22 protein-coding genes are annotated in these 26,442 nt (G+C 59.2%); 5 read left to right on the top strand and 17 right to left on the bottom strand.

Going from position 1 to position 26,442, the window contains the following annotated elements:
* Positions 1–15 precede the first annotated feature (15 nt).
* From ACFO3S_RS09340 to ACFO3S_RS09310, 7 genes are all read right to left on the bottom strand, one after another.
* Positions 16–1,620 carry a helix-turn-helix domain-containing protein gene (locus ACFO3S_RS09340; protein WP_378094681.1) on the bottom strand — a complete coding sequence of 535 codons (1,605 nt, stop codon included), beginning with the start codon at positions 1,618–1,620 and terminating at the stop codon, positions 16–18.
* A complete protein-coding gene (locus ACFO3S_RS09335; RefSeq protein WP_378094679.1) occupies positions 1,607–3,439 on the bottom strand; it encodes a sensor histidine kinase in 1,833 nt (610 codons plus the stop codon). The genes ACFO3S_RS09340 and ACFO3S_RS09335 overlap by 14 nt, the downstream gene beginning before the upstream one ends.
* Entirely contained in the window at positions 3,427–3,621 is a 195-nt protein-coding gene (locus ACFO3S_RS09330) for a hypothetical protein (RefSeq protein WP_378094677.1), read from the bottom strand. The genes ACFO3S_RS09335 and ACFO3S_RS09330 overlap by 13 nt, the downstream gene beginning before the upstream one ends.
* Positions 3,622–3,768: 147 nt before the next feature.
* The gene (locus ACFO3S_RS09325) at positions 3,769–5,193 is read right to left on the bottom strand and encodes an ABC transporter substrate-binding protein (protein WP_378094675.1); all 1,425 of its coding nucleotides are present in this window, start codon (positions 5,191–5,193) and stop codon (positions 3,769–3,771) included.
* A gap of 124 nt (positions 5,194–5,317) precedes the next feature.
* The gene (locus ACFO3S_RS09320) at positions 5,318–6,157 is read right to left on the bottom strand and encodes a carbohydrate ABC transporter permease (RefSeq protein ID WP_378094671.1); all 840 of its coding nucleotides are present in this window, start codon (positions 6,155–6,157) and stop codon (positions 5,318–5,320) included.
* A 16-nt stretch (positions 6,158–6,173) separates the two neighbouring features.
* Positions 6,174–7,109 (bottom strand): carbohydrate ABC transporter permease, encoded by a 936-nt coding sequence (locus ACFO3S_RS09315; RefSeq protein WP_378094669.1) that lies wholly within the window; start codon positions 7,107–7,109, stop codon positions 6,174–6,176.
* Positions 7,110–7,571: 462 nt separating this feature from the next.
* On the bottom strand, positions 7,572–8,588 hold the full coding sequence (locus tag ACFO3S_RS09310) for an HD-GYP domain-containing protein (protein WP_378094667.1): 1,017 nt from the start codon (positions 8,586–8,588) through the stop codon (positions 7,572–7,574).
* Positions 8,589–8,728: 140 nt separating this feature from the next.
* Here ACFO3S_RS09310 and ACFO3S_RS09305 point away from each other — a divergent pair, with 140 nt between their 5' ends.
* Positions 8,729–9,835 carry a metallophosphoesterase gene (locus ACFO3S_RS09305; protein WP_378094665.1) on the top strand — a complete coding sequence of 369 codons (1,107 nt, stop codon included), beginning with the start codon at positions 8,729–8,731 and terminating at the stop codon, positions 9,833–9,835.
* Between the two features lie 32 nt (positions 9,836–9,867).
* Here the strand turns inward: ACFO3S_RS09305 and ACFO3S_RS09300 are convergent, their stop codons facing one another.
* The 6 genes from ACFO3S_RS09300 to ACFO3S_RS09275 all read right to left on the bottom strand — a co-directional run bounded on the left by ACFO3S_RS09300 (position 9,868) and on the right by ACFO3S_RS09275 (position 16,469).
* Entirely contained in the window at positions 9,868–10,470 is a 603-nt protein-coding gene (locus ACFO3S_RS09300; protein ID WP_378094663.1) for a Uma2 family endonuclease, read from the bottom strand.
* A gap of 74 nt (positions 10,471–10,544) precedes the next feature.
* Complete coding sequence (locus tag ACFO3S_RS09295) at positions 10,545–10,835, bottom strand: hypothetical protein (protein ID WP_378094661.1); 291 nt, start codon at positions 10,833–10,835, stop codon at positions 10,545–10,547.
* A gap of 330 nt (positions 10,836–11,165) precedes the next feature.
* Positions 11,166–13,193: a DUF5107 domain-containing protein gene (locus ACFO3S_RS09290; protein WP_378094659.1), complete on the bottom strand. Its 2,028-nt coding sequence runs from the start codon at positions 13,191–13,193 to the stop codon at positions 11,166–11,168.
* A gap of 30 nt (positions 13,194–13,223) precedes the next feature.
* Positions 13,224–14,054 carry a carbohydrate ABC transporter permease gene (locus ACFO3S_RS09285; protein WP_378094657.1) on the bottom strand — a complete coding sequence of 277 codons (831 nt, stop codon included), beginning with the start codon at positions 14,052–14,054 and terminating at the stop codon, positions 13,224–13,226.
* A 17-nt stretch (positions 14,055–14,071) separates the two neighbouring features.
* Positions 14,072–14,980: a carbohydrate ABC transporter permease gene (locus tag ACFO3S_RS09280; RefSeq protein WP_378094655.1), complete on the bottom strand. Its 909-nt coding sequence runs from the start codon at positions 14,978–14,980 to the stop codon at positions 14,072–14,074.
* 91 nt (positions 14,981–15,071) lie between these two features.
* The gene (locus ACFO3S_RS09275) at positions 15,072–16,469 is read right to left on the bottom strand and encodes an ABC transporter substrate-binding protein (protein WP_378094653.1); all 1,398 of its coding nucleotides are present in this window, start codon (positions 16,467–16,469) and stop codon (positions 15,072–15,074) included.
* Positions 16,470–16,708: 239 nt separating this feature from the next.
* Between ACFO3S_RS09275 and ACFO3S_RS09270 the strand changes: the two genes are divergently transcribed.
* From ACFO3S_RS09270 to ACFO3S_RS09260, 3 genes are read left to right on the top strand one after another with little or no spacing between them, the layout of a single operon-like run.
* The gene (locus ACFO3S_RS09270; RefSeq protein WP_378094651.1) at positions 16,709–18,526 is read left to right on the top strand and encodes a sensor histidine kinase; all 1,818 of its coding nucleotides are present in this window, start codon (positions 16,709–16,711) and stop codon (positions 18,524–18,526) included.
* On the top strand, positions 18,519–19,967 hold the full coding sequence (locus tag ACFO3S_RS09265; RefSeq protein ID WP_378094649.1) for a response regulator transcription factor: 1,449 nt from the start codon (positions 18,519–18,521) through the stop codon (positions 19,965–19,967). Before ACFO3S_RS09270 ends, ACFO3S_RS09265 begins: the two co-directional genes overlap by 8 nt.
* Positions 19,964–21,559, top strand: a complete 1,596-nt coding sequence (locus ACFO3S_RS09260; RefSeq protein ID WP_378094647.1) for an extracellular solute-binding protein — start codon at positions 19,964–19,966, stop codon at positions 21,557–21,559. The genes ACFO3S_RS09265 and ACFO3S_RS09260 overlap by 4 nt, the downstream gene beginning before the upstream one ends.
* 1 nt (position 21,560) lies before the next feature.
* Here the strand turns inward: ACFO3S_RS09260 and ACFO3S_RS09255 are convergent, their stop codons facing one another.
* From ACFO3S_RS09255 to ACFO3S_RS09245, 3 genes are all read right to left on the bottom strand, one after another.
* Positions 21,561–22,544 (bottom strand): cell wall hydrolase, encoded by a 984-nt coding sequence (locus ACFO3S_RS09255; protein ID WP_378094645.1) that lies wholly within the window; start codon positions 22,542–22,544, stop codon positions 21,561–21,563.
* Positions 22,545–22,751: 207 nt separating this feature from the next.
* Positions 22,752–23,792, bottom strand: a complete 1,041-nt coding sequence (locus tag ACFO3S_RS09250; protein WP_378094643.1) for a FecCD family ABC transporter permease — start codon at positions 23,790–23,792, stop codon at positions 22,752–22,754.
* A gap of 2 nt (positions 23,793–23,794) precedes the next feature.
* A complete protein-coding gene (locus ACFO3S_RS09245) occupies positions 23,795–24,841 on the bottom strand; it encodes a FecCD family ABC transporter permease (protein ID WP_378095030.1) in 1,047 nt (348 codons plus the stop codon).
* A 253-nt stretch (positions 24,842–25,094) separates the two neighbouring features.
* Between ACFO3S_RS09245 and ACFO3S_RS09240 the strand changes: the two genes are divergently transcribed.
* Positions 25,095–25,499: a CBS domain-containing protein gene (locus tag ACFO3S_RS09240; protein ID WP_378094641.1), complete on the top strand. Its 405-nt coding sequence runs from the start codon at positions 25,095–25,097 to the stop codon at positions 25,497–25,499.
* Here ACFO3S_RS09240 and ACFO3S_RS09235 read toward each other — a convergent pair.
* Entirely contained in the window at positions 25,489–26,373 is an 885-nt protein-coding gene (locus ACFO3S_RS09235; RefSeq protein WP_378094639.1) for an aminoglycoside 6-adenylyltransferase, read from the bottom strand. The two genes, ACFO3S_RS09240 and ACFO3S_RS09235, sit on opposite strands and share 11 nt — an antisense overlap.
* Positions 26,374–26,442 lie beyond the last annotated feature (69 nt).

Here is a 26,442-nt window from a genome sequence, read left to right as displayed (position 1 = left end):
CCTGTTCCGGGCGCTCTATTTCCGGTACTCCATCGGCGTTACGCCCGCGTGTGCCTTGAACGTTTTAATAAAGTAGCTCTGATTGTCGTAGCCCAGCAACTCCGCAATTTCCCCTACCGTACGGGACGTTTGGTCCAGCAGCTCCTTGGCCCGATCCATCTTCATTCGCGTCACGTATTCGATGAACGTCTCGCCCGTCACCTTCTTGAACATCCGGCTGAAGTAGCTGGCGTTCAGATGGAGCATGTCGGCGACCTCCTCCAGTCCGATTCTCCGGTGCAGGTTCAGCGAGACGTACTTGCACGCCTCCCTCACCTCGGGCCGCTTGTTGATCGAAGCCGCCCGCTCCCCTTCCTCCGAAGCCGCCAGCTGTTCCTTCAGCCATTCGCGAAGCTCGCCGATCGAATCGATCGCCGAGATTTCCTTATGCAGCGTGTCCGCGGAATAGCCCGAGCGGACGTACTGCAGCGTGCGCAGCTTCAGCTTCAGGTCCAGCAGCAGCTTCAGCACCCAATCCTTCACCGCAGACGGAGGATACCTCTTGCGGCGAATGCGCTCGATCCAGGCATCCGCCAACCGGCAGGCGTCGGCGTTCCTCCCGTCGATCAGCGCCTCCCGCAGCTCGGAGCTGGCTGCATCGTAATGGACAAACAAGTCCTCCTCGCACAGCTCCTCCTTCCGATGCTTCGCGACGGCGCAGCATTCCAGATAAAACCTCTGGTCCTCGTCCGCGACCAGCTCGTGCAGCTGGCGCTTGAGCGCCTGCGTCGACCCGCACTCCGTTCCGAGCACGAAGGACATGCGGATCTTCAACACGCTCCACATCGCCTGCTGGACGCTCCGGCATTGCTCCGCCGCCCGGTCGTAAACGTTCGTTTTCAGGCTGGGCTTATAGGAGAACAGGAGCAGATGCTTCCTTTCGCTGTAGGCGACGTGAAGCGCCCGCAGCTCCAATTCGTCCAAAACCTCCGCCATCACGTTGGCAATGGCGAAGCGGAGCGTCTGCTCCGAGGCGAAGCGATGCTTGGCGCGCGCATACTCGTCGACGCAGCCGATCGCGGGAATGCACCATTCCTCGCCGACGAACAAGCCGAAGCCGTTCGCTTCCCGTATCCAGTGATCCGCCGACAGAAGCGGCTGGTGAATGAAATTTTTGAACGCCTGTTCCTTCCGCAGCTCCCGCGCATCGTTCGCCAGCGCATGAAGCCGGAGCCGCTCTCCGCTCATCTGCCGGTCTGCGTCCAGATCCTCCTTGAAGCGCCTGAGCATAGGGACGAGATCTTCCGGCTGCAGCGTCTCCTTCAGCATATATTCCTGAACGCTAAGTCTCATCGCCTGCTGGGCGTAAGCGAATTCGTTATGGCAGGACAGGATGACGATCCGCGTCTCCGGCTTCCGCTCCTTCACCTTGGCGCACAGCTCCAGACCGTTCATCTTGGGCATGCCGATATCGGTGATGAGCACGTCGGGCATTTCTTGCTGGGCGTGCTCCCAGGCGACCGCCCCGTTCTCGAACGCGCCGAGGAGCCGGAAGCCCTGGCTTTCCCAATCGATCGATTCCGACAGCAGCTCCAGAACGGGATAATCGTCGTCAACCAGCATCAGGTTATACATGGCCATCCGTCCTCTCGTAAGCGATCGTCACCCGAATCCACGTTCCGACTTGCGCGCGGCTTTCCACCGAGATGGAAAACCGGTCTCCGCACAGCAGCCTCATCCTCTCGACGACATTCGCGAGCCCCATCCCCGAGAAGGCCGCTCCCGCCCCGACTCCTGCAGCCGCCGGCTCCGGCCTGTCGCCCCGGTCGTCCTTCGCCGTATGCAGCTTGCGGTTGAGCGCCTCGACGGCTTCTTCGTCCATGCCGACGCCGTTATCCTCGACCGTCAGATCCAGCGTCCGCTCCTGCATGCGCGCGCGGATCCGAATTCGTCCCGCCTTCTGGTTCAAGCCGTGAATCAGCGCGTTCTCCACGATGGGCTGAAGGAAGAAGCGCGGCACGCGCACGAGCATCGCCTCCGAGGCGATATCGAGCGCCAGGTCGACCTTGTCCTTCTGGCGCAGATTCATCAGCTCGACGTAATGAACGAGCAGCTCCAACTCCTCGTGCAGACTGATCTCTTCGGCGTCGCTGTTGATCGTCATCCGCAGCAGCGTCGACAGCGAGCCGATCATCTTCGCGCTTTCGGCGTCGCCGCCGCGCATCACTTTCATGCGGATCGAATTCAGGACGTTAAACAGGAAGTGGGGATGGATCTGGGCCTGCAGCATCTTCAGCTCCGCCTTGCGCTTGCGCGCCTGGGTATCGGAAATTTCCGAGATCATCTCCTGGATTCGCTCCAGCATCTGATCGAACAGAAAGCCCAGCCGGCCGATCTCGTCCGTCCCTCTGACGCCCGATCTGACGCTCAGATTCCCTCTCTGCACGCTGGAGCTCGTTCTGCCGAGCTGCACAAGCGGCTTCGTGAAGGTTCGGAGCAAGGCGAGAAGGATCAGCAGAAACGCGACGAAGGAGGTGAATTGAACGATGAACACCCGATTGAAAATCGAGCTGATATCGACGATCGCCTCGCGGTAGCGCTGCATGGACACGAGCCGCCAATCGTTAAACGAGAAAGGCTTCTCCGTAATCAGGTAGGAATCGCCGCCGATCTTTCGGATCGAGGTATGCAGACCGCCGGTCGACTCGCCGGCGTCGTCGAACGTCCGTCCGATCTGCGAGATGTCGCCGGCGGATAAAATCCGGTTGTTCTCGTCCAGCAGCATCACCTCCTGATCCGAGCTGAGCCTCTCGAACAGGCGTCTGACCTGCTTCTCCATGACGGTGACGACGACGTATCCGTATATTCGCGAATCGTCAAGCCGCAGCGTCCGCGCGAGCGACAGCTGATACGGGCTTTCCTCCGACATGTAGGCGAACACGGTAGGCGTCGTACCGATCCAGTGGGAGCTCGGCCATTTCAGACCGCCCAGCCTCTCGAACCAGGGCTCTTCGGTCAGCCATTGGGGATTGTAGTCGCTTGTCGAATAATTGGTGAAGGACGTTCCGTCTGTAAGCAGGACGGTAATATAGCTTTTTTCGCTGACGGTCAGACTGTCGAGCTGCTCGAGAATTCTTTTCTGATCCGTGAAATTGGAGTAGGCGTCGCGGCTCCGGGCGTTGCCCGAGACGACGAGCTTGAAATAGCTGGTCATGTCCGCGTTCGTCTGAATATAGTTCGCCATGTTCAGCATGCCGACAAGCAGATTCGATACCGAGCTCTCGACGAGCAGCAAGGAATCCTGGGCGTTGGAGACCGCCTGGCGCTGCACGGCGTCCTGGGTCAAGGAGGTATAGATAAACTGCGTCAGCACTGCGGGAATCAAAATGCAAGCGATTGCAGCAAGCATCAGCTTATGCCGTATGGACTGCAGCCCCAACCATTTGTTCATCCGCAGCATGAAGGCTCCCCCTGTCTGATCGGGCCGTTCGCCGCATGTCCGGCTCCCGGCGCCGGGAAGATCAGGAAGCCGGGGAACGAGGAACGGAACGGCGGAAGCCGCCAAGGCTCCGGCCAAGCTCCGGAGCTCGCTTCTCCGCCGACCTCGCGATCCGAACGTTCTTCGGCGTACGTCCTCTGCAAGCCTAAACGGCCTACGCCGTCCTTAGAATCGGCGGCATGACGTTTAAGTCGGAGGTGATTCAGAGCCGGATACGAACTTCAAACCTTCTGAATCACTAACAAAGGGAGACAGCGACTCGGCTGTCCCCGCAAAACCAGTATATCACGTTATTTTTTGTTCGCTTCGATGATTTGCTGCGTGCGCTCCAGACTGTTGTTCACCGTCGCGTCGATATCCTGCTGTCCAAGAATAAGCTTCTCGTATTCCTCGTTGACCGCTTTGTACACCTCGGCTTGGTAAGAAGCCGCCGGGATCATCTCCGAAGCCTTGGAGATGAGCAGCGTCTGGATCAGGGAGTCTTTGTCTACCAGCTCCGGACTGGTCGTTCCGGCCAGAATCGAATCGATAATCGGCGTCAGCTGATCGTTGGACACCTTGCTCCAGGAAGGCACGTTTTTCGCCTGCACGAGCTGTCCTTCCGTCGTATACCAGCGCACGAACTTGTAGGCCTCCTCCTTGTTCTTGGAGGTGGAGGACACCGCCGTATAGTCGGTCGTCACCGGCGCGTAGCCGATCGGATCTCCGGGGTTGTTTTTCGGGAACGGCGCGACGGCGACGCGGAACGTAAGCGGCACGCTCTCGGTTCCGCCGATCTCCGTATTCATCCAGCTTCCGATCGTGAGCATGCTGGCCGATTGATTAAAGAACTGATTCCGGTAAGCCAGCTTTTGCGAAATAATGTCCGTGTACGGAACGGAGGATTGATCCTCCTTCTCCATCTTCACGCGCAGCTCCAGCGTCGACCGGAAGTTCGGATCGTCCAGATTGGACGAGCCGTCGGCTTTCAGGAAGTCGGAATTGGTCGGCTGGTTCATCATTTTCAGCTTGAGGAACTCCATCCAGCCGCCGCCCTGAGGCCCGTGGAAGTAAGTGCCGTAACGCTTCGAGTTGCCCTCGCCCTTCGTCAGCTGCTTCGCATAGCTCGCGTACTCGTCCCAGGTCCAGTCGGTCGGCACCTCCAGCCCGGCCTCGTCCAGATGATCCTTGTTCAGCAGAACGTACCACGGGTTGAACTTGCCCGGCAGCGCATACACTTTGCCGTTCAGCGTCGTATCGACCTTGTACTCCTCCGACACCTTGTACCCGCCGTCCTGGGCGATGAAGTCGTCCAGAGGCTCCGCCATGCCGAGAGATACGCGCTGCGCATACCCGGCAGGATCGCTGAACATCAGGATGTCGATCTCCTCCTTGGAGGCGAACGCCAGATCGAGCTTCTTCATCGCTTCCTGCGTGTCGCCTTTATCGCTTAAGACGACCGCTTCCACCTTGACGCCGGGGTTCGCTTCCTCATAGGCCTTTAACGTCTGCGACCAGTTGTACGTCGCCTCCGGCCCGAACGTATACAGCCGCAGGCTGACGTTCTTGGCCGGCTCGGTCGACGGCGCGGAAGACGATGCGGAAGGCGATTCGGCGCTCGGGGTTGCGCTCGGACCGGACGCCGATCCTTCGTTCTTGTTTCCGCCGCAGCCCGCGAGCAGCCCTACCAGCATCACTCCGGCAGCCATACCGTAAAGCCACTTCTGTCTCCTCATCGTGACACCCTCCTGTTTTGGATAACGATTGGTTAGCTATTCGGGTCGAACATCCACATTATAATGGCGTCTTCCTCCGTCAAAATGTAACTATATTTACCTATAATGTAATATTTTTGATTAGTTAGCCTTTTACCCCGCCCAGCGCAATCCCCTCGATTACGCTCTTCTGCCCGATGATAAACACGATGAGAAGCGGCACGATCGCCGAGACGGCTCCCGCCATAATGAGCGAATAGAACTCCCCGCTCATGGACGTAAATTTCTGCATCGCGAGCGGTATCGTATACAGGCTGTCCGTGCGCAGGAAAATAAGCGGGTTCTGATAGTCGTTCCACGTCCAGATAAAGCGCAGAATCGCATAGGTGGCCACAGCCGGCTTCACGAGCGGCAGCGCGATCGACCAGAACGTCCGGAAGTGTCCGGCCCCGTCGATTTTCGCCGATTCGATGAACTCCTGGTTCACACCCATGAAAAACTGCCGCAGCATGAACGTTCCCAGCACGCTGAAGCTGCTCAGCACGATCAGGCCGAAATGGCTGTCGAACAGGCCGATGTTGCGGTACAGAATGAACTGCGGGACGAGAATCGCCTGACTGGGAATCATGTAGGTGGCCAGCACGATGACGAACAGCCACTTGCCCGCTTTGAACCTCACCTTGGAAAAGCCGTAAGCCGCCAGGCTGGAGGTCGCGCACGAGATCAGCACTGTAATGACGCTGACCTTAATCGAGTTCAAATAATAAATATAAAAAGGATATCGGCCGAACCACACCTCCTTGTAATTGGCGATCGCATTCCACTGCCTCGGAATCCACTCGATCGGATAGACGAACACGTCCTTCTCCAGCTTGAAGGAGGTCGTCAGCATCCAGAGGAACGGCAGCAGAAACAGCACGCTGAAGGCGAACAGGACGGCGGTCGTCACCGCTTTGCGCCAGTCCAATCGATGCAGGGTTGCCATGATTCTCTCCTTCCGGTCAGTAGTTGACCCATTTTTTCTGTGCGATCCATTGGCCTGCCGTTATCGCGAATACGAACAAGAACAGGATGACGGCGACGGACGACGCGTATCCGATCTTCAGATTGTTGAACGCCTGGTCGTACAAATACCAGACCATCAGGCTCGTCGATCCGATCGGCCCGCCCTGCGTCATGACTGCGATAATGTCGAACACCTTGAAGGAAGAAATAATTCCGGTGACGAGCAGGAAGAACGAGGTCGGAGACAGCAGCGGGAACGTAATCCGAACGAACTTGACCAGGGCGCTGGCCCCGTCGATGTCCGCCGCCTCGTACAGATCCCGAGGAATCGACTGGAGACCGGCGATATAAATAATCAGGTTAAACCCGATCGAGATCCATGTCGTAATCATCATGATGGAGTAGAGCCCGAACTTCGGATCGGCGATCCACTTGGGCGGATTGGAGAACCCGAGCGCCTGCAGCGTCTCGTTGATCGGACCGTACGACGGATGGAACAGCACCTGCCAGACGACGGCGACGGCGACGATGTTGGAAATATACGGCATGAAATAGGCGACCTTGAAAAAGCCTTTGGCGTACACGTACCGGTCGATCAGAACGGCCAACACCATCGAGATCATCATGTAGACGGGAACCGCGAGCAGAAAAATGAAGTTGTTGCGGATTGATCGGACGAAGGCCGGGTCGTCCCAAAGCTTGCGGAAATTATCGAATCCGATCCACGCAATGCCGTCCCACCCCTGAACGAAGTTCCAGTCCGCCAGGCTGAGCACGAGCGTCGCGACGATCGGGAGCAGGACAAGCACGGTCACCCCGACCAGCATCGGGCTGACGAACAGAAATCCGGCCAGCGTCTCTCCGGCGTTAAGGGACAGGCGGCTGCGGCGCACGGGCTTGGCCTCTGCGGGAGTCGCGGCAGATTGAATCATGTTGAACACCTCGGCTTTGGAAATCTGGATAGGGGTTGAACCAATAGCAGGGAAGCCGTTCCATTCCGAAAGGGATGACTTTGCAGGCTTCAGACAGGTTGTTTCGAGTTTGCCGTGACAGACCGCTTCCTGAGCTCATTTTTTACGATTTTTCGTACAAAGCCGCCGCCACCGGCCGCCTCGCGAGCTCACTTGTACGATTTTTTATACAAAACCGCGGCAAAGCGCATTCCCTTTCTTCATTGCACTCCGCCTTACCCCGCTGCTTCTTGGGTTCAACTTAACGTCATCATGCAGTCATTATATAAAAAAAATACCGTCTCGCTTTGACGGTATTTTGATCTCGTACGCGAATTATTTGACTTTTTCCTACTCTCTCTCCGGCAAGCCGCCTGGGGCCGGAACGCGACAAGCGCCCGGCGTTCGGACGAGCCGTCTGTTCGGGCGCTTCTGGCTGGATGGCTATACTAATGCGACCTCCCGGATTTGAACGCTCCTGTCCCTGGCCAGGTCGATAAATTGCTCGCCCGCCTTCACCAGCGGGGACTCCATATTATGAGGATTCAGATAAACGACCTCGGCCGCCCTTCCGTCCGTCAGCACGACTTGCCGGCCGAGCAGCTTCTTCATCAGGTTGTCCAGGAACAGCGACACGATCTGCGGATTCAGCTCGCCGAACTTCCCCTGCCTCATCTGGCTGACGATCTCGTGGAACGGAGTCGCCTTGCGGTAAGGGCGCTCGGAAGACATCGCATGGAAGATGTCGGCCACCGCCACGATCGAGCTGAATAGATCGATTTCGCTCTTGTCTAGACCGTGCGGATAACCCCGACCGTCTTCGCGCTCGTGGTGCTGCAGCGCAACCAGCGCTACCCGGGGACTGACGCCCGGAGCGTCCTTCAGCAGCTCGTAGCCGTACACCGTATGCAGCTTGACCTTCTCGTACTCCTCTTCCGTCAACGGGCCGGGCTTGTTCAGAATCGACTCCGGGACGTTCACCTTGCCGATGTCGTGCAGCGTGGCTGCCAGAGACAGCGTGGACAGCTCCTCCTCGTTCAGGTCCATCCATCTGCCGATTAACGTCGCCAGAATGCCGACGCCGATGTTGTGCTCGTACGTGTAGTCGTCCTTCGCCTTGACGATCTCGAACAGCTCGAACAAATCCGGGTGGTCGGACAACTCGTGCACGGCCGGCAGAACCTCTTCGCGTATGTCCGCCAGAGGAATTTCCCCGGAGGCGGCGACGGAGAGGATCAGTTCCTTCGCCCTCGTCACTGTCTGCCGCAGCTGCTGGCGGTGCGGCGGCGTATCGCCCGCAGGCTCGGAGACTCGTTCCAGCGACAGAGAGAATTCGTCGATCTTGTGATTCAGCAAGAGCTTGACGGATTCATGGTTGAGCACCGTCTGCGCCGGGATAATCGTGACCCCGTAACGATTCACCACGTCCGTTAATACCTTCTGTCCGATTAGATGATCCATGTATACGCTCCCATTTGGCATTTCTTAGGATACATCATATCACAAAGCGCGCCTGAAATAGGAGAAAAAAGAGCGCCAATTATTATATTATGTCGTGAATATGGTAAAATTCTTGTTAATCCAACAAGAAGGAGCTAGCTATGTTTATCCTCATCGGACTGTTGTTCCTGGCCTTGTACGGCATTCTCGTTTTCTATATCGGCTGGAGCGGCTGGAAGTGGATGAAGCCGATGGTCTCCGCCAGATTCAAATGGCTGTATGCCGCCGCGCTCGTCTTCCTGGCCTCCTCGTTCATCCTGGGGCGGTTCGTCGGCAGCGTTCCCGCATTAAGCGTTCTGGGCTCGTACTGGCTGGCGGCCTTCTCCCTGCTGCTGATGCTGCTGCCGATCGTTCATATCGGATTATGGCTGTTCAAGCTTACAAAGCTTCCCTATCATCGCGTACAGAAGTGGGCCGGCTCCGTGACCCTTCTCATTCTCGTATCGCTGCTGTCCTACGGAACCTATAACGCGTACAGCCCGGTCGTCCGCAGCTACGAGATCCGTATCGACAAGCCGGCGGGCGAGCTTCGGGAGCTGAACGTCGTCATGGCGGCGGACATGCATTTCGGCCTGCTGTCCGGGAAAGCGCACGCCAAGCGCATGGTCGAGGAGATCAACGCGCTGAAGCCCGATCTCGTGCTGTATCCGGGCGACATCATCGACGACGATCTGGACGTCTACCTCGACCAAGGCATCGGCGAGATCCTCTCCGGCGTACAGGCGACTTACGGCGTGTACGCTTCGCTTGGCAACCACGACAAGTACAAGGGCCGGATGGAAGAGCTGATCGACGCCCTTGAGCGTAGCGGGATGGACGTACTGTACGACGAGGCTTTGTCGCTGGAAGGCAAGCTGACGCTGATCGGCCGCAAGGACAAAACGGAGAGCGACCGGGCTGCGCTTGAGACGCTAATGGCCGAGGTGCCGCGCGATCGACCGATCGTGCTCATCGATCATCAGCCTTACGGTCTCGATATCGCCGCCGAAAACGGAGTCGACTTGATGGTGTCCGGACATACGCACCGCGGCCAGATCGCCCCGGCCCATCTGATCACGAGAGCCATCTACGAGAACGATTGGGGTCATCTGCAGAAGGGCGAGTTTCATTCCATCGTCACGTCAGGCTACGGCTTCTGGGGACCTCCGATTCGATTGGGCAGCCGCTCGGAAATCGTGCAGATCCACCTTTCTTTCGGAGAGGGGTAACGTTCCGGCTTCTGAAGGAGGGGTCTGCGAAATCAGCCGACCTCGTTCTCCGGAGGAAAGATCCCGTCCAGCGTTAAGCTGAGGCAGGGTACGGTGGGCGAGGTCAGCGTCTCCTCTTCCGTCAGCGCCGCCAAGGCCGCGTATTTCCCGTCGACGAGCACGAACTGCTCCACAAGCCGGTAGACAGGGTCTACCAGCCAATATTCACGCACGCCGAATTTCTCGTATCCGGCTTTCTTGATCGTCTTATCCCGGCGTCCCGTACTGGAGGATAAAACTTCTACGACCAGATCAGGCGCGCCGTAGATGTAGCCGTCCCGGATAATGCCTCGATTCGCATGGGAAATATAGATCAAATCCGGCTGAAAAATGTTGTCCTCGTCGAAATGGACATCGAGTGGCGCGAACAGCACCTCTCCGTCCGCCGCACAGTCTTTGTGGAAAGCAAGATATAACTCTCCAAGCACCCGCTGATGAGCGTAGACCGGGGACGACAGGAAATCGTACCGCACCCCTTCGATAATTTCATACCTCTCGTCGATCAGGTAATTTTCAGGAGTTTCCTTGACCTTCCCTTGCCCGACTTTCTCCTGCTTGTCCTTGGCCTGGCTTCCGTCGTTTCGCTTGTTTGCCAATTCCTTTGACCTCCTTTGAATGCGTTGTTCAAAAACATCAATTGTTGATCAACGATCATCCGGCGTCTTTCAGTTCAGCTCCAGCAGCCTCCGGACCAGTTCGTCCTTAAACAGCTCGCCGACCGGGAACGAGACGCAGGGCAGCTTGTCCGACGCCGAATAAAGTAATCGGAGCTGCAGCTCTGCACGAGAAGGTGCAAGGACGAGCCGATCGCCTGATGAACGGTAGACGGGGCCGGGGACATTAGCTCCAGTTCCCCGTCGAGCACCTCGTAACGCTGTCCGTCGTCCGGCATTTCCGCATAAGCCTCGTACGTCACCGGATGTTCCATCATTCGATCCTTATTCGTTTTTTTCCTGACCATTCAGCCCCGTCCTCTCCGCTTCAATAATAAAAGCACCCCGACAAAGCAACACGTCCCGTGTCCGGCTTTGGCGAGGTGCTTCCTCGTTCCGTTCTCTTATATTACCAATTATGCCATTCCGAATAGAATCATGTCAACGATTGTCGGATTCGTTCCGCACGAGCGCGGCGAAGCGGCGGTATAACCCCATCCGGCGGCGTCGCCCTTGCGGAACGAGATTCCCCCGAATTCGGACAAATGGACGGGCTCCGCCGCCGTACGCATAGCCCGGCGACAGCGGCAGGCCGCGAACGGCACAGGCTCTTCCGTTCGTTTCGCGGCCTGCTTCTTTTATCCCCCGATCATGCGAAAATCGATCGGCTCCGGCGGCGGGAACTTCTCCTTCGCCTCGGCGAGAAGCGCGTCGGACAGCTCCGTCTTCCGCTCCCTCGCCAGCTTCATCGCCTGATACTTGTACCACAGGTCGATGATCAGCGTCTCTCCCTCGCGGATCACCGCGAACTCGGTCTCGAACAGCTCCCGCATATACTCGTCCTTGCCCAGCTCGAGCGCCGCCGCCCCCACGACGATCCGAATCCGATCGCCTCCGGCCAGCTCGGCCGGGAGCGATTCGTACAGCCGCCACGCCCGTTCGAACTCTTCGCGCCGTACGAGCAGCTGCAAATATTCCTCCGCGAAGGCGCGATCCGGAAAACTGTTCGATACGAGGTAGGCTAGCTCGTAGCAGGCCGTCGCCCGCGCCTCGTCCTCTTGGCGCAGAGCCAGGCGGGCCAAGTTCCGGTAAGCCCATGCGGAAGGCTTCAAGCGAATCGACGTCTCCCACGCTTCCTTCGCCTCGTCCTCCCGGCCGCCCTCCAGCAGCATGACTCCGTCATGCAAATAAGCCGTCCAGCTTCGGCTATCCCTGCGGGCCAGACTCGCTTCCAGCAGGCCGCGCCACTCGTCCTGCACCATCCATGACGCCGGCACGTCCTCGATCGCCGTCTCCGGCAGCCGACCCTCTCGCAGCAGAGCCAGCCAGGCATGCTGCGGCTCGCCGAGCGTGCTGTCCGGGAACGCGAAACCTCGCGGAACGGAGCGCCCTTCCCGTTCGGCCCGGCGCAGCCTCTCCAGCGCCCCCCAGCCCGAACCGGCGTGCAGCGGCTCCCCCGCCTCCAGCTCCGCGTGCTCCCGAAGCCGCTCGTGAACGGCGTATACTTGCTCCTCGTCCAGAAGCGCGTCTACCGTTCTCTCCACGACCGACCGCGCCTCGTGCCAATTCGCCGCCTGAGCCGCTTCCGGATTCACGCTGCCTATGCCGATCAGCTGCGTGAAATCCCATACCGTCTTCCCCGGCATCTTCAGGCCGTGCAGCTGCGTCGGGGCGAAGCCGCCCTGCACTTCCACGTAGCCGCCCTCTCCCGGCTTCGCCAGAAAATCGCGCCATCGCCGGCCGCCCGCGTGACGGCCCCAGCAGAACATTTTGCGGTAGCGCAGCCGCGCCGTGGAGCGCTCGTAGAACAGCCGGCCGTCCTCATAGGCGACCGCTTCCCACGGAGAGCGGCATTCCTCCGGCGTCAGAAAGAAGTATTCGCTGGAAAAAGGAAAGTCCATCGGATAGGAGGCGTCTCCGTCCGGCAGCGAGGGCAGGCTCGGCAGCTCCCCGACGCCGTGTCCGTCCAGGTTCGGGGAGATGTAGACCGCCTTCCCCGTCGCCGCGAATACCCGGCAGCGCTCCGTCTCCTCCACCGCGATGTTCGTCCACCAGTACATCGGCACGGTCCGCTCGTTGTCGTTGACGATGCGAACGTAGATTTGCAGCTCCTTCGCGTCCGGCGGCAGATGGCAGTCGATCTGCCAGAAGACGTTCCGGCAGCGCTCGTATTCGTACATTCGCACGAACTCGCTGCCGTCGCGATCCCGCAGCTTGACCGCGTGAACGGGGGAGCAAGTCCCGAACGTATGGCCGATCTGGCCGATGTTCCACTCGGCGCCTCCCGAGAACCAGGCGTTCAAGATCGCCAGATTCGCAGGCTGAAACACCGGATTGCGGTACAGAATGTCCCGGCCCGTCCGGCGATCCTTCAGCGCGTACAGCCTGCCGCCGTAGTCCGGCAGAAAGACCGCCTGCAGCCGCTCGTTCTCCAGCACGATCGTTTTCAGAGCCAGCGAAGTCCGCTTCCGCGTATAACGATCCTGCATCCGGTAGGGCAAATAGCGCTCCCCCGTGTCGTCGCCGAACCCTTCCCGCAGCTCGGGCGTAAAGCTGCCGTCCTCCGTCACCTCCCGATGCGGATTGCGGCTCGCGAACATCGGCAGCGGATTCTCTCCCTCCAGCCGCGCTCCTTCCAGCTCGACCGTCGATAGGTACACCTTCATCCTGATGCTCCTCCCTCATTAAGGGGTCGTCTAGCCTTTAACCGACCCGATCGTAATACCGGCGATGATTCGTTTGGATACGAACAGATAAACGATAAAGCTGGGCAGGAACACGACCATGCACGCCGCGAAAATACCGCCGTAATTTCCTGTGTTGGAGTAGCCGTAGACGATCGACTGGAGCGCCAGCGCAAGCGTTCGCGTTTTTTCGTCGTTGGCGAAGATGAGCGCGTAGAAATACTCGTTCCAGACGCCCAGGAAGTTGAAGATCGTCAGCGTTACGATGCCCGGCTGCGCAACCGGCAATATGACCTTCACGAACGCCTTGACCGGGCCGCAGCCGTCCATCGCCGCCGACTCCTCGAACTCCTTCGGAATCGACGAGAAAAACCCGGTCAGGAAAAACACGCCGAACGGCACGTTCGTGCAGATGTAGATCAGCACCAGCGTCGCGATTGAGCCGGTCAGCTTCATCCCGACGACCAGCGAAAACAGCGGAATCGAGATCAGAATGCCCGGAATCGACATCGCGGACACGAACAGGAGATGGATGAGGCCCGAGCCTCTGAACTTGACCCTTCCCAGAATATACGCGGCGGGAGCGGCGACCAGTACGATGCCCGCGCACGAAGCGGCGGTATAGACGACACTGTTCAAGAAGTACCGTCCCATCTCCTGCTGTTTGAACAAATCGGTGTAATTGGACAGTTGAATGCCGCTTCCGAGCAGCGAATGGGTGAAAATGTCCTTCGTCGTGCTGAGCGACGCCAGAACCACCCAGCCGAACAGCACGACGGAGAACGCCAGCCAAGCCGCCAGCGGCACGTAGGCCGGCAGCAGCCTCAGCCCTTTTCTGCGCAACGGAATCGCCTCCTCGCTTAATATTCCAGCCGGTCTTTAGGAAACAGCCGGCCGATCAGGACGGCGGCGGCGATCGTCGCGACCGTAATGAGAATGCCGACGCCCGCGCCAGCCCCGACATTGAACGACTCCTCCAGGTAGACGCTGCCGCCCTTGCCGAACACCTTCTGGTACATGTAATAGCCGGGAGTCACCGTATGAGGATCGTCGAGCCCGAACGTCGCCGACCAGACGAAGAAGTTAAACGCCGTAATCGTCCACAGCACGAGCGTCGTCCGGAACACGTCGCGCAGCAGCGGCATCGTAATCCGGATAAATTTCGTCCAGACGCTCGCTCCGTCCAGCGTCGCCGCCTCGTAATAGTCGGTCGGAATTCTCCCGATGCCCGCGTTCAGAATGAGCATGAAGTAGCCGATCGAGCCGAAGCTGAAGGCCATGATCATCGAGTAGTAAATATGCTCGTTATCGGTCCATTGGATGTCCGCCAGCGCCGTCAGTCCCAGCTTCCTGAACAGCGTCGTCAGCAGTCCGTAGCTGGAATTGAAGACGTACTGCAGCCAGACGACGGACAGGACGACGGCCGACACCGTGTTCGGCAGGAAAATGAGCGACCGCCAGAACCCTTTTCCTCTTACGTCCGAAGTCAGAATGACCGCGAACAGAAAAGCGAACGTAAAGATAAGCGCGCCCCCGATTGCCCATATGCCCAGTACGTTCTTCACGGAATCCAGGAAGTACGGGCTGCGGGACAGCGTCTCGTAATTGTCCCAGCCGATGAACGTCCACTCCGCCGTCTTGCTGGACAGCGAAGGAATATCGTAAAAGCTCATCGCGAACGTTCGCAGCGTAGGGTACAGGAAAATGACGAGGTAGATCGCGACGGCCGGCAGCAAAAACAAGGCGATGACCGATTTCTTAAGTCTCATGAAGCACCTCCCGTTCGAAACCTGCGCCCGCAGACGGCCGGGGCGGAGGCCGAGCGCTGCCGCGCCCGGCGCCCGCTAGCCGCCCGCCGAATTACCCGCCGTAAAACTTCTTCGCCGCTTCGCTCATTTTGGCGACGTATTCGTCCGGGCTCAGCTTGCCCGTGACCAGCTCCATGAACACGGGGAGAACCGTGCCCGTGGAGAAATCTCCGCCGTTGTCGATGCCGTTGCCCCAAGGCATGTTGACCTTGGCGTTGGCGAACGCAGTCGCGGCTTCCGCCAGCGGAGCCGGCCACTCGGTATCGAGGGTCGCCGGAATGGCCAGCGCCTGATCCGACATCGCCTGCTGCGCCTTTTTGCCGACCAGATACTTGACCAGCTCGAAAGCCGCCGGAACGTTCTGGCTATTTTTGTTCAGCAGCAAGCCCTGCGCGCCGAAGGTCAGCCCCTCCAGCCCGCCTTGGCCGTTGCCGTTAGGCACGACCGGGAACTGGAACGCCCCCCAGCGGAAATCCGGTCCGGCCGTGGCGGACACCTCGTTCGGCAGCCAGGTGCCGTTCAAGTACATGGCGGCATTGCCGAGGGCCAGATCCTGCTGTCCGGCGGGATACTTGTTGCCGGCGATTTTCTTGGAGAGGTAGCCCTTCTCCCGCAGCAGCTGCATATCTTCGGCGAATTGCTTCACGATCGGGTCCTTCCACATCTCTCCGGTTTTGTCCTTCACTAGGCCGTCCGTCCAGTCGCTGCCCATCGCGCTGCCGAAGTAGCCGCCGATGAACAGGTCGCGATAGGCGTCGTCGAACGTGATCGGCTCGACGCCCGCCTGCTTGAGCGCCTCGCACGCCGCCAGAAACTCCTCCCAGCTCGTCGGGACGGCCGTAATGCCGGCTTTCTCGAACAGCGCCTTGTTGTAGAAAAACAGCACCGCGTACGGCTGCTGCGGAATGGCGTAATAGCCTTCCTCCAGCCCGGCCTCCGGCGACAGCGACTTCACCCACTCGATCAGCGAAGGAATAAGCGAGTCCTTGACCGACTTGCCGTCGCTTCCGATGGCCGGCTGCTCCAGCAGATCGTCCAGCTTCAGCACGTGATCCTTCAGATTGGCCAGCGCCGCGCCGGGATCCTGCTCGAAAATGTCGATCTGCTGGCCGCTCTCCAGCGCGGGCTTGATCAGCTTGTTGATGTCCCGGCCGTTGAACTTCAGCTCGACCTCGACCCCGGGATGGTTCGCCTTGAATTCCGCGACCGCCTCCTCGATCACCTTCGCCTGCGGCTCCGTATTGCTCCACATCGACCAGAATACGACTTTGCCTTTCAGCTCCGAAGCGGACGGACTCTCCTCCGCCGGAGCGGATTCCGAGGCCGAAGCGGACGGAGGCGCGCTGGACGACGCCGCTGGCGCGTCCGAATTCCCGCAGCCTGCCAGCATTGCGATCGCCAAAATAAACGAAAGCCATGAGAATAGTCCGGTCTTCCCGATCTTGTGCACGTTCGATTCCCCCTGTAGAAATAGTTAATAGCGCTTACAATTGCGATTATAGGGCGAACGGACCGGCCAAAGTATAGCCCGGACTTAGATTAAAATGGACGACGGTTAGCCAACGTCTCGGCAAAGTATGTCTTCTCGTTAGATAAACATGGACTCCAGTTAGAAGTCGGCTTGGCCTTCGTCTCTATAGGAAGCAGAAATGATATAATCGGGGTACATGGAGCGGAAAGGGTGACCTCGTGGGCGTATTGAAAAAGCTGAAGATCAAGACGCAAATTATGATAGCGGTTGCATGCGTGCTGGCCGTCATGCTTCTGATCATCTACTCGCTGTACGAGCAGACCTCGCGAATCGTCATCCGCAACGACAGCCAATACACGGAGGACCTCGTCCGCAAGTTTAAGCTCGGCATGTCCCAAAAGGTCGACGAGGTCGGACAGATCATGCTGAATCTCGGCTTTGACCCGTTCCTCCAGCAGTATTTGACGCAGGTCAATCCGAGCCTGCTGTACGAGATGAGCAAGGAGCTGGACCGCAAGATCATCTCCCTGAAGGCGGGGCGGCAAGGCATAGAGGACATCGTCCTGATCGGCTCGCTCGGCACGAAGTACAGTCTGAACGGCGGCATCGAGTACGTGCGCGGGCTGGAGCCGGAAATCTTGGGCAGCGACGGCGTCTACGTGAGCGGACTGCAGCAGTTCAGCTATAGCGGCACGCTCCAGAACGCCGTCGTATTCGCCCAAAATATTTACGCCGACGGCACGACCGGCTCCGCGCAGAAGCGAATCGGCTATATCGCGGTCATCGCCAATGTGGAGACGATGTTTTTCGACACCGATCCGCCGCGGTCCGAGCCGGGAGCGGGCTTCTATCTGATCGACCGATACGGCCGAACCTTCCCGGAGACGCACGATTCCGACATTGCCCGCAACGTCGCGGCGCTAAGCGGCATGTCCGGGGAGCAGCCCGCGATCAGAGACTCCATCGGCGGCATCCGGGGAACGGTCCAGCTTCATCCGCTCCCCGACATCCGCTCCTCCCTTCTCAGCTTCATTCCGGAGGAGACGCTTCTGGCGGAGCTGAATAAAGTGCGCACGCAGAGCGTTCTCATCGTCCTGTTCGCGCTCGCTCTGATGGCTCTTCCCTTCGCGATGATTATCAACAACATCGTCCATCCGATCCAGGTGCTGGTCAAGTTCATTAACAGCACGAAATCGGGAGGAGCGATCCGCGAGACGAAGAACGATCTGAGGCTGGAAGGCAATCTGGAGATGAAGGTTGTGGCCGAGAAGCTGAACGGGATGCTGGACGAACTGAACAGCCTCGCCCGCAAGCTCGTCGAGACGAAGACCCATCTGCTGGAGGCCGAGATCGAGAAGGAGAAGGCGGCGTCCGCTTATTTGCGCAGTCAGATCAATCCCCATTTTCTGTACAATACGCTGGAATCGATCAAGGGCGTGGCGCTGGAGCTCGGAGCGGACCGCGTCGTCGAGATGGCCAAGGCGCTCGGCAAGCTGTTCCATTACAGCATCAAGGGGCCGGGCTGGGTGACGCTCGACCGGGAGCTGAACGCCGTTCAATCTTACGTCTTCCTGCAGTCGATCCGATTCGAGGACCGCTTCGAGGTGAACTACGAGTTTACCGAGGAGGCCTTGAAAGCGCCGGTGATGAAAATGATACTGCAGCCGCTCGTCGAAAACGCCATCTTCCACGGGCTGGAGCCGAAGACGACGCCCGGCCGGCTGCTCATCTCCGGCCGAGTGGACGACGGCGTCCTCGTCCTTGGCGTCGTCGACGACGGCGTCGGCGTAGAGGACGAGAAGCTGACGGAAATCCGGCGGAGATTGGCGGAGCGCCCGTCGACTCTCGGCCGCGAAGGACCGGAGCCGGCCGCTCCGGCGGAAGGGCTTGGCGTCCTGAACGTGCACAACCGGCTCCGGCTGGCCTATGGAGAAGACGGCAGACTCATCTTCGACAGCGAAGCCGGGCGGGGAACCCGGATCTTCCTGCACATTCCTTTGCACGCAGCGCAACCGGGAGGAGATACGGATGTATAAAGCGCTTCTCGTCGACGACGAAAATCTGGTGCTCAAAAGCCTCGAAGCCGGAATCGATTGGCGCAAATCGGGCTTTGCCGTCGCCGGCAAGGCGAACAACGGAGCCAAGGCGCTTCAGCTGGTCCGGGAGCTGAAGCCCCACATCGTGTTCACGGACATTCGCATGCCGGGGCTGTCCGGGCTGGAGCTGATTAAACGAATCAAGGAGACGGACGCCGACGTCCAGATCGTCGTTATCAGCGGCTACGCCGAGTTCGCCTACGTGCAGAAGTCGCTGAGCTACGGCGTGCTGGGCTACTGCCTGAAGCCGTTCGACGACCATGAGATCGACAGCCTGCTCCGAACGGCGGCCAAGGCGATCGAGGACATTCGGCTGAAGCGCGAGAACGAGCTGCTGGAGCTGATCGAGGAGCCGGACGGAGAGCAAGCCGACGCCGCGTTCGACCGGATTCTGCGGGCCAACGGCCTCGACGGGGACCGGCTGTACGCGCTGGTTTCGCTCGGCAGAGGCCGACTCAGCTTCCAGGAGGGCGTGAGCGCCGTCTCGATCCATCTGGGCGGCTTGCGGACCGGTTACTTCGTGCAGTGCGCGGAAGCGGAGCGGCTCCGCAGCTTGATCCGGGGGCCGATGCCGCCGGACATTCTGGGCGTCGGGGCGGCGCCCGCGGGACGCGAGCTGCGCAGCGCCATGAAAGGGCTGGACGAGGCGGCCGGGAACGCTTGGGACTTCTTCGTCCGCGGGCGGGACGCGATCCATCTCCGCGAGGAGGCGCCCGGCGAGACGGAGGCCGGCCGCTTGGTCCGGCAGCTCGAGCGGAGCGCGGCGAACAAGGATACCGCCGCGATGCGGCAGATGCTCGCTGCGATGGCGCTGCCCGGGAACAAGCGCGGCATGACCATCGTACACGCGCTGATCGTCTACAACCTCGTTTCGTTTCACGCCTCCTCCGATCTGTCGGCCGCGCCCGAGGAGGACTACATTTTCAGCAGGGATCAGCTTTATCACTTGTACCGCAGCTTCGACGCGATGATCGACAGTCTGCTGGAGGAGCTTCGGGAGCCGGGTCCTGGGTCCGGCGGAGGAGCGGAGCGAAAGACGGCACACGCCAACCTGAAGGAAATCGTGAAGCATATTAACGAGAACTATCGGAAGGACATTTCCATTCAGAGCATCGCGAGAAGCTTCTACATGAATCCCAACTACTTGAGCCAGCTGTTCAAACGGGAGCTTAACGTGACGTTTACCGAATATTTAACCCGGACGCGTCTGCGGCAGGCCCGGCTGCTGCTGGAGACGACCGGCCTTTCGATCGGGGAGATCGCGGAGAGCGTCGGGTTTCGGGACTACTTCTACTTCATCCGGATTTTCAAGAAGCGGGAGAAAATAACGCCCCGGCAGTATCGCCTGCAAGCCGGAGCGAACCGGGAGGAGAAAGCATGAACCGTCCGTGCCGCGCCGCCGCTTGGCTGCTCGCCGCCCTGCTTGCCGCCGTCCCGTTCGCCGGATGCGCCGCCCCGTCTTCCGGAGGCAAGCCCCCCTCCGCGCGCTCCGAGCCGATGGAGATTTCCGTCGCCTTCTGGGATCTCGCCGAGAACATGATGCAGGACGATCCGGCCCTCCGGCTGCTGGAGCAAAGGCTGAACATCTCGATCAAGCCGATCCCGATCAAAATCGAAAACTACATGCAGCAGATCCAGATGTGGGCTTCGACCGGCCAGCTGCCGGACGTCTTCTCCGTCGACGCGGTGAACTCCCAGTATTACAGAAGCTGGCGGGATCGCGGCGTCATCAAGCCGATTCCGGACGATCTGTCGGCTTATCCCCATCTGCAGCAGTATTTGAGCCTGCCGGGGGTCGACGGCCTGAAGGACGACGGCAGGCTGTATTTTATTCCGCGCCAGACGTACGACAGCACCGACTACAACGTTCTGGACCGCATCGTCGTCTACCGCTGGGACCTTGCCCGGCAAGCCGGCATCGACAAGGAGCCCGAGACGTGGGAGGAGTTCCGGACGATGCTCAAGGCGATCGTCGACCGCGATCCCGAGAACAAAAACGTTCAAGGGTTGACCGCAATCGGCAACCTGCTGATCGGCGGCCTGTTCTGGCTGTACAGCTCGCCCGCCGCCACCAGCGACGGCAGCGGCAGCGACTTCAAGTGGATCAAGGAAGACGGCCGCTACATTCCCGCCGTATTCTCCAAGCATTCCATCGAATCGCTCAAGCTGCTGCGGGAATTTTACGATTCCGGCCTGATCGATCCCGACCTGCCGGTCACCCGGGGCGAGATGGCCCGCGACAAGTTCGCCGAAGGCAAGGCGGCCGCGCTGATTCTGGCCGGCGGAGCGCAAAACCTCGACGTAAGCATCTACAAGGAAAGATGGCTGAAGCTTCATCCCGAAGACACGGACACGGACTTCTACAATAAGGTCAAGCTGCTCAAGCCGCTCCCCGCGATAGACGGCAACCGATACCACGCCGTGTTTAAGACTTTCTGGTCGGAAAGCTACGTTTCCGCGAAGGTGGACGACCGGAAGATGGCTCGTATTCTCGAACTGTTCGACTACATGAACTCGGACGAGTTTAAGGAGATGAGGCGCTTCGGCCTGGAAAACGTGGATTACGTCAAGGAGAACGGCCGCATTAAGCCGCTCGATCCGTCAGCCAGCGTCATGACGAAATACAAAGCGTTCTCGACGTTCGCCAGCTTGCTCGACTGGGACGGCATGTACAAGCTGGACCCGGACTATGTCGGCATCTCCCCCGAGGCCAAGGAGGCGCAGCGGGAGCTGATCGATTATTCGATGCGCATGACCCGCAAGCAGATTTACGAGCCGAGGCTGACGCAGCTCTCCACCCCGACGAAAGACGGCTTTACGATCTTCGACAGCGACGATATGATTCGCGTCATGATCAGCGACCTGCCCGTCGAGGCCGCGTGGCAGACGATTATCGACGGGTATAAAGAAAAAGGCCTCGACCGGATGGTCGAGGAGGTGAATGTCCGAGCCCGCGAGCTCGGCATTGAATAAGCTATTTCGCGTACCGGTGGCTGCCGATCGTCTCGACGGTCTCCAGGCCGGACCAGAAAGGGCCCTTGGTCACCCGGGGATTGTAGAAATAAACGGCGTCCTTCACGTTGTTCTTGCCGTTCAGCGCGTCCTTGGCGGCGCGCAGAACGGTCGCGTTCGGCTTGCTCTTGTCGAGCAGCCCGTTGTGCGCGGGAGGAAACTGCTTGCCCGAGTAGATGACGTCCCGAATCGTATTCGGGAAGCGCGGATCCGCCACGCGGTTAAGCACGACGTTCGCCACGGCCAGATGCGCCTCGTACGTCTCGTACCCGACTTCGACCTGGACGAGCTTGGCCAGCAAACGGTAATCCTCTTCGGTATAGGGCTTCGCCTCGTTCTCGAAAACTGAAGGAACGACGACCTGCAGCTTCGTTCCGACCTCTACCTCGTCGGCCTGTTCGAGCCCGTTGCGCTTCAGCAGCGCGGCTCTGCTGACGCCGTGCTCCTCGGCAATCTCCTTCAAGCCGTAATCCTCCGCCACGACCGCGGGCTCGACCGATTCGATCTCGGCGAGCAGCGCGTCCGGATCCCATTGGATCTTCGCATGCAGCAGCTCGGCGACGTAACGGACCGGAATATAGATTCTTCCGTCCGCCACGTACGGCGCGACTTCCATCACATAGCGCGAATCGTTGAAATAGACGACGGGCACTCCGTTGGCCAGCACGATCTTGTCTTTGTAGGCGGTATGGATGGTCACCGCTTCATTCTCCTGGTCCCATTCGGCTTTCGCGTTCAGAAGACCGGTCAGGCTTGCGATCGGCAGGAATAGCCGTCCTCCGAGCAGCTGAGCCGGTTCGGTCAGTTGGACCGCCTTTCCGTTGACCTTGATCTTGATCTCGTCCTCTCCCGCCGCCGATGCCGTCGGCCACCCGACGCCAAGCACCAGCAGCGCGGCGAGCGCCGCGAACAGAATCTCTCGAACGGTTTTGCTTCTTTCGAGCATGAGAACCTCCCGAAGGTACAATGTGTATCGCCTGCGTGATCCTGCTACTGCAAAAATATATCACAATGCGAAGGTCTGCAGGATTAACGTTTTCACACAAATGGAAAAATACAGCGGTCCGGCCCGCCTGAATCTCATTAAAAAGGAGCCGCTGGCTCGCGCCCGGCCCCTCTGTCGGATGGCGATCATGACGACCGATAACGATCTTTAGCCCTTGGAGCGTACGAGAAGATAAAGGAAATACGGAGCGCCGATCACGGCGACGACGATGCCGGCCGGAACTTCCGACGGCTGAAAAATCCATCTGCCCAGCGTGTCCGCGACCAGGACGAGCAGGGAGCCGGTCAAGACGGTCGTCGGCAGCAAAATCTGGTACCGCTGCCCGACGAGACGCTTGGCCAGATGAGGCGCGATCAGGCCGACGAAGCCGATGCTTCCGCTGACCGCCACGCACGAGCCCGCAAGGCCGACGGCCGCGCCCAGCAGCAAAAGCTGCTCCCGGCTGACGGCGGCGCCGAGGTTGGTCGCCAGCGAATCTCCCAGAGCCAGCACGTTGACGGTCTGCGACTTCAGATAGACGTAGGGCAGCAGGAGGCATATGAACGGCAGCAGAGCCATTACGAATTTCCAGTCCTTGCCCCATATGCTGCCCGCCATCCAGGTCGCCACGAACTGATACTGCTCCGGACTGATTCGCAGCGTGACGACGATCGTCAAAGCCGAAATTCCCGAATTCAACGCGATTCCGTTCAGAATCAGCCGGTTGGACGACAGTCCTTTATGCCTGCGATAGGACATCGCGAAGACGAGCAGCGCCGCAACGCCACCTCCCGCCCACGCGAGCACGGGCAGCGCGAATGCCGAAGCCGCCGTAATCGTCGGAAAAAAAGCTACGTACATCAAAATCATGAATCCGGCTCCCGAGTTAATCCCGATAATGCCGGCGTCCGCCAGCGCATTGCGCGAGATCGACTGCAGAATGCAGCCGGACAGCGCCAGTCCGGCTCCGATCAGAATGGAGATGACGATACGAGGCAGCCGAAAATCGAAAAGAATCAAGTTTTGTTGTTCCGTTCCCTGACCGAACAGCGTGCGCAGCAGATCGGCGGGAGACAAGCGGATATAGCCGGTATTCATGCTCAGGATAAAGGCTCCGACGATCCCAGCGGACAATATCGTCAGCACGACGGCGTTTCGTCTGCGCTTGGCGATCTCTTCTGGTGACTTTAATCTGACGTATTCGCCCATCTTTACAGCGTCCTCCTTTCCTTATTGGCGAGATAAAGGAAGAAGGGGACGCCGATGAGGGCAATCAATGCGCCGATAGGCGTTTCGAACCCCGGTCGAACCGTTCTGGCGGCCAAGTCCGCAAGCACGACAAGCAGCGCTCCGAGCACCGCCGAAGTCGGAATGATCCAGCGGTAATCGACGCCGACGAGCTTGCGCGCGAAGTGCGGAACGAGCAGGCCGACGAACGAGACCGCCCCAACCGCCGACACGGCCGAGCCTGCGAGCACGATGACGATTACCGTTCCCATCAGCTTGGTGAATCCCGAGCGCAGGCCCAGCCCCTTGGCCACATCCTCGCCGAGGCTGAGCAGCGTGATCGATCTCGACAATGCAATCGCTCCGGCGATCGCCACGGCAATCCACGGAAACATAATCTTCAGGTGGAACCATCTCGTTCCGGCCACGCCCCCGGCATACCAGAACGCCAGATCCTGTCCGATGCGAAAATGCAGCGCGATCCCCTCGCTCAGCGCAGTCAGCAGGGCGGACAGAGCGGCGCCCGCCAGTACGAGACGAACCGGCGTGAGCCCCCCCTTCGCAATCGAGCCCAGGGCAAAGACGAACATCGCGCTCAGCGCGGCGCCGATGAAACAGATCAGAACCAGGTACGAGTAAGACAGACCCGGAAAAAAAGCGAAACAGATCGCCAAAGCGAATCCCGCTCCGGCATTCAGCCCCAGCAACCCGGAATCGGCCAACGGATTGCGCATCATGCCTTGCAGAATCGCGCCCGCTACCGCAAAGCTGCTCCCGACGAGCACGCAGCCCAATACCCTGGGCAGTCGAAGCTCCTGAATGACCTGGTGATCGGTCAAATCGGGATTGAACCGGAAGACCGCGAGCCACACCTCTTGGAACTGAATATCTCTTGCGCCGAACGTCACCGACACTCCGATTCCGAAGATGAGCGCGACAATGCCGCCCAGAATGATCAGCACGGCCACACTCGGGCGGGAATGAATGCGTTTGAACGCTTCGGACGCCTTCGCCGCCTCGGCGGACGTCAACGCCCCGGGCTCCGAGGAGAACGGTCCGGAGTTACGGGTTTCTCGATTTCTTGCTGCCACAGTTCCTCTTCCCCAGTCTAGTAGATTTGCATGCGGTCCACATCCGAATCACCGTCGTTAATAATGATAAAGATTATCATTATCATAACTGGCTGTCAATGTTTCCCGCTTAAACTTCGTTCGGGGAAGACCGGCGGGCCCAAATATGATTTAATAGGACTATAGTTCGAAACAACAAGGAGGAACATACCCGATGGAAATCAGCTCTTTTTTGCTGCCGAAGGATAAAGTCGCTTACTTGACGACCGCGCAGTCCATGAAGGAGGCGCTGGAGCTGCTGGAGACCTCCCAGTATTCCGCCGTGCCCGTTATCGACGAGAACGGAAAATATATCGGCACGTTATCCGAAGGGGATCTGCTCTGGAAGCTGAAATGCACGCCGGAGCTGAACTTCGACAATATGGCCGACATTCCCGTCTCCGGAATCAAGAAGCGCATCTACAACGAGTGCGTCGCGATCAGCGCGCATATGGAAGACATGCTGACTCTGGCTGCGGATCAAAACTTCGTTCCGGTCGTCGACGACGACCGCGTCTTCCTCGGCATTATCAGACGCAAGGACATCATAGAGTACTACACGCGAAACATTACGGATTAACCGCGGAATCGGCCTCGTCCGCCGCCGGCCAATCGCGCACCCGCCTTAAATACGCCGTCACGCCCTCGTCCTCCTCCCGGGAATACTCGCAGTTCAGACGTCTCGCCACCTCGTGGGCGGTTCTTCGGAACAGCTCCGTCATTTCGAACAAGGCCGCCCATACGCTTTCGACATCGCCGCGCGGATAGGTCGCCAGCAGCTGCCGCCAATCGCGCTCCGACAAGTATGGCTCCAAATATTTCCCGCACTTGCCGATGCTCACCGAAAAGCCGGTGTCGAAGCCGACCCGCCATTCGATCATCTTCAGCAGCATCGGTCTCATGATCGAATGCAGATGCTCCTGGGCAAACAGGATTTCCTTCCTCCACAGGCCTTTGGCCACGTAGGTGGAGACCATCCAGAACTCGTTGCAGCAATCCGCGTAGAACTCCGCCGACGGGCGCTTCACCCAGTGATCCTCGTCGGTGGAGGGCGGAACGTCGGGAAAGACGCCGTCCTTGTCGAGCAGGACCTGTATCAGCCTGTCCTCCCTGCGGTATGCCTCAGCCTCGTCCAGCGGAATCAAGGTCAGATCCGCTTTGTTGCCGTCCTTGAAAAGCATCAAATAGGAAAACCGCCGGCCCAGCTCGGACGGGAACATGGCCATGTCCTCCGGAGTCTGCAGCAGGAGGCGTTCTCCGAACCGGTCGATCCAGGACGGATTGCCGATAAAAAAATCCATATCCGTAACATGGTAGCTGATATCGTAATCCTGGAAAACGTCCCGGGGAGCGTTCGGATTCGTGCGCGAGCCTTCCAGCGTGACGGCGCGGATCCGTTCGCATCCTCTGGCGTAATCCAAAAACAATTCCATCATTTCGCGTTCGCTTCTCATGATCCCGCGCTCCCTCTCCTAAGCTCCCTCAACCGGGCTCCCGACAACTCGTCCTCTCGGATTACCCTC

It is taken from the genome of Cohnella hongkongensis, assembly GCF_042654645.1.
GTDB lineage: Bacteria > Bacillota > Bacilli > Paenibacillales > Paenibacillaceae > Cohnella > Cohnella hongkongensis.
Note: the sequence above shows the minus strand (reverse complement) of the source record. Positions and strands in the feature narration are given on the sequence as shown.

Excerpts from the sequence above, each read along its gene's own strand:
- ACFO3S_RS09310 (WP_378094667.1), bottom strand. The coding sequence starts at position 8,588 with ATGGATCATCTAATCGGACAGAAGGTATTAACGGACGTGGTGAATCGT.
- ACFO3S_RS09295 (WP_378094661.1), bottom strand. The coding sequence starts at position 10,835 with ATGGTCAGGAAAAAAACGAATAAGGATCGAATGATGGAACATCCGGTG.
- ACFO3S_RS09315 (WP_378094669.1), bottom strand. The coding sequence starts at position 7,109 with ATGATTCAATCTGCCGCGACTCCCGCAGAGGCCAAGCCCGTGCGCCGC.
- ACFO3S_RS09250 (WP_378094643.1), bottom strand. The coding sequence starts at position 23,792 with ATGGGCGAATACGTCAGATTAAAGTCACCAGAAGAGATCGCCAAGCGC.
- ACFO3S_RS09320 (WP_378094671.1), bottom strand. The coding sequence starts at position 6,157 with ATGGCAACCCTGCATCGATTGGACTGGCGCAAAGCGGTGACGACCGCC.
- ACFO3S_RS09335 (WP_378094679.1), bottom strand. The coding sequence starts at position 3,439 with ATGCTGCGGATGAACAAATGGTTGGGGCTGCAGTCCATACGGCATAAG.
- ACFO3S_RS09280 (WP_378094655.1), bottom strand. The coding sequence starts at position 14,980 with ATGAGACTTAAGAAATCGGTCATCGCCTTGTTTTTGCTGCCGGCCGTC.
- ACFO3S_RS09255 (WP_378094645.1), bottom strand. The coding sequence starts at position 22,544 with ATGCTCGAAAGAAGCAAAACCGTTCGAGAGATTCTGTTCGCGGCGCTC.
- ACFO3S_RS09290 (WP_378094659.1), bottom strand. The coding sequence starts at position 13,193 with ATGAAGGTGTACCTATCGACGGTCGAGCTGGAAGGAGCGCGGCTGGAG.
- ACFO3S_RS09340 (WP_378094681.1), bottom strand. The coding sequence starts at position 1,620 with ATGGCCATGTATAACCTGATGCTGGTTGACGACGATTATCCCGTTCTG.
- ACFO3S_RS09265 (WP_378094649.1), top strand. The coding sequence starts at position 18,519 with ATGTATAAAGCGCTTCTCGTCGACGACGAAAATCTGGTGCTCAAAAGC.
- ACFO3S_RS09325 (WP_378094675.1), bottom strand. The coding sequence starts at position 5,193 with ATGAGGAGACAGAAGTGGCTTTACGGTATGGCTGCCGGAGTGATGCTG.
- ACFO3S_RS09260 (WP_378094647.1), top strand. The coding sequence starts at position 19,964 with ATGAACCGTCCGTGCCGCGCCGCCGCTTGGCTGCTCGCCGCCCTGCTT.
- ACFO3S_RS09240 (WP_378094641.1), top strand. The coding sequence starts at position 25,095 with ATGGAAATCAGCTCTTTTTTGCTGCCGAAGGATAAAGTCGCTTACTTG.
- ACFO3S_RS09235 (WP_378094639.1), bottom strand. The coding sequence starts at position 26,373 with ATGAGAAGCGAACGCGAAATGATGGAATTGTTTTTGGATTACGCCAGA.
- ACFO3S_RS09305 (WP_378094665.1), top strand. The coding sequence starts at position 8,729 with ATGTTTATCCTCATCGGACTGTTGTTCCTGGCCTTGTACGGCATTCTC.